The sequence below is a fragment of the Cellulomonas septica genome, from assembly GCF_012396155.1.
Lineage (GTDB): Bacteria > Actinomycetota > Actinomycetes > Actinomycetales > Cellulomonadaceae > Cellulomonas > Cellulomonas septica.
In genome coordinates, this window is record NZ_JAAXOY010000468.1 from 1 (window position 1) to 2,944 (window position 2,944).

Below are 2,944 nucleotides of genomic sequence, written 5' to 3' on the forward strand. Positions count from 1 at the left end.
CGGCGGCCCGTGAGCGGCACGTCGCGCGCGGCAAGCTCCTCACGCGCGAGCGGATCGACGTGCTGCTCGACGAGGGCAGCCCGTTCCTCGAGGTCGCGCCGCTCGCCGCGCACGGCGTCTACGACGACGACGCGCCCGCCGCCGGGGTCGTCGCGGGCATCGGGCTCGTCGCCGGGCGGCACGTCATGGTCGTCGCCAACGACGCCACCGTGAAGGGCGGCACGTACTACCCGCTCACCGTGAAGAAGCACCTGCGGGCGCAGGAGATCGCGCGCGAGAACCGGCTGCCGTGCGTCTACCTCGTCGACTCGGGCGGCGCGTTCCTGCCGATGCAGGACGAGGTGTTCCCCGACCGCGACCACTTCGGGCGCATCTTCTTCCACCAGGCGCGCATGTCCGCCGAGGGCATCCCGCAGGTCGCGTGCGTGCTCGGCTCGTGCACCGCGGGCGGCGCCTACGTCCCGGCGATGTCCGACGAGACCGTCATCGTGCGCGGGCAGGGGACGATCTTCCTCGGCGGGCCGCCGCTGGTCCGGGCCGCGACGGGCGAGGTCGTCACGGCCGAGGAGCTCGGCGGCGGCGAGCTGCACGCGCGCACGTCGGGCGTGACCGACCACCTCGCCGAGGACGACGCGCACGCCCTCGCGATCGTCCGCGACATCGTCTCGACCCTGCCGCGCCCGACGACGACCGCGTGGGACGTCGTCGAGCCGCGACCCCCGGCCGTGCCGCCCGAGGACCTGTACGGCGTCGTCCCGACCGACCTGCAGACGCCCTACGACGTGCGTGAGGTGATCGCGCGGCTCGTCGACGGCTCCGAGCTGCACGAGTTCAAGCGCGAGTACGGCCAGACGCTCGTGACCGGGTTCGCGCGGCTGCACGGGCACCCCGTCGGGATCGTCGCGAACAACGGCGTGCTGTTCAGCGAGTCCGCGCTCAAGGGCGCGCACTTCGTCGAGCTGTGCGACCAGCGCGGCATCCCGCTCGTGTTCCTGCAGAACATCTCCGGGTTCATGGTCGGGCGCGACTACGAGGCCGGGGGGATCGCCAAGCACGGCGCGAAGATGGTGACCGCCGTCGCCACGACGCGCGTCCCCAAGCTCACCGTCGTGATCGGCGGCTCGTTCGGCGCCGGGAACTACTCGATGTGCGGGCGCGCGTACTCCCCGCGGTTCCTGTGGATGTGGCCCGGTGCGCGCATCTCCGTCATGGGCGGCGCGCAGGCCGCGTCGGTGCTCGCGACAGTCCGGCGCGACCAGGTCGAGGCCCGCGGCGGCACGTGGGACGCCGCCGACGAGGAGGCCTTCCGCGCGACGCTGCGGACGCAGTACGAGACCCAGGGCAGCCCGTACTGGTCGACCGCGCGGCTCTGGGACGACGGCGTGATCGACCCGCTCGACACCCGTCGCGTGCTCGGCATGGCGCTCGACGTGTGCGCGACCGTGCCGCTCGACGCGCCCCGGCCCGCGCTGTTCCGGATGTGACGCCGTGACCGCGACCGACCCCGCCACCACCGGTCCCGCCGCGGCCGTGCCCGTGCGCGCGGCTGCGGCGCCGCTGTTCGGGTCCGTGCTCGTCGCCAACCGTGGCGAGATCGCGTGCCGCGTGATCGCGACGCTGCGTCGCCTCGGCATCCGGTCGGTCGCCGTGTACTCCGACGCCGATCGCGACGCGCGGCACGTCGCGCTCGCGGACACCGCCGTCCGGCTCGGACCCGCGGAGCCGCGCGCGAGCTACCTGGACGTCGACGCCGTGGTCCGGGCCGCGCGCGTCGCGGGCGCCGACGCCGTGCACCCGGGGTACGGGTTCCTGTCCGAGAACGCCGACCTGGCGCGCGCGTGCGCGGACGCCGGGATCGTGTTCGTGGGTCCCGGCGTGCGGGCGCTCGACGTCATGGGCGACAAGGTCCGGGCCAAGGACCACGTGGTCGCCGCGGGCGTCCCGGTGATCCCGGGCGTCGCGCTCGCGGGGATGACGGACGACGAGGCGGTCGCGGCGGCCGGGCGGCTGGGCTTCCCGGTGCTCGTGAAGCCGTCCGCAGGTGGTGGTGGGAAGGGCATGACGGTCGTCCGGCGCGCGGACGACCTGGCCGACGCGCTGGTCGCGGCCCGTCGCGTCGCCGCTGCGGCGTTCGGCGACGACACCCTGCTCGTCGAGCGCCTCGTCACGACCCCGCGGCACATCGAGGTGCAGGTGCTCGCCGACGCCCACGGGCACGTCGTCCACCTCGGCGAGCGCGAGTGCTCGCTCCAGCGGCGCCACCAGAAGGTCGTCGAGGAGGCGCCGTCACCGCTGCTCGACGAGGCCACGCGCGCCCGGATCGCCGCCGCGGCCTGCGACGTCGCGCGCAGCGTCGACTACGTCGGGGCCGGGACCGTCGAGTTCCTGGTCTCGGACGAGGCGCCCACGGAGTTCTTCTTCATGGAGATGAACACGCGCCTGCAGGTCGAGCACCCCGTCACGGAGCTCGTCACCGGGCTCGACCTCGTCGAGCAGCAGCTCCGCGTCGCCGCGGGCGAGCCGCTGGCGTTCGCCCAGGACGACGTCCGACTGCACGGGCACGCCGTCGAGGCGCGCGTGTACGCCGAGGACCCGTCGCGCGACTTCCTGCCGACGACCGGCACGGTCCTGGTCCTCGACGAGCCGGCGTGCGAGGGTGTGCGGGTCGACAGCGCGCTGCTCCCCGGCCTGGAGATCGGCACGACGTACGACCCGATGCTCGCGAAGGTCGTCGCGCACGGTGCCGACCGGGCCGAGGCGCTGCGGCGGCTCGACGCGGCCCTCGCGGGGACGGTCGTGCTGGGCGTGCGCACCAACGTCGGCTTCCTGCGCCGCGTGCTCGCGGACCCCGACGTGCGCGCCGGACGGCTCGACACGGGCCTCCTCGGCCGCCTCCTGCCCGGCCCTGGCGACGACGACGGGCCTGACCGGTTCGCGGACGGCG

General features: G+C 74.7%; 2 protein-coding genes. Both read left to right on the forward strand.

What is annotated here, in order from left to right; genetic code table 11:
- Nucleotides 1-1,484, forward strand: a 1,484-nt coding sequence (locus tag HGA02_RS15165) for a carboxyl transferase domain-containing protein (protein ID WP_168679855.1), incomplete at its 5' end; no start/stop codon positions are given.
- 4 nt (nucleotides 1,485-1,488) lie between these two features.
- Nucleotides 1,489-2,944 (forward strand): acetyl-CoA carboxylase biotin carboxylase subunit (locus tag HGA02_RS15170; protein ID WP_425483071.1); only part of this gene is annotated, 1,456 nt, incomplete at its 3' end.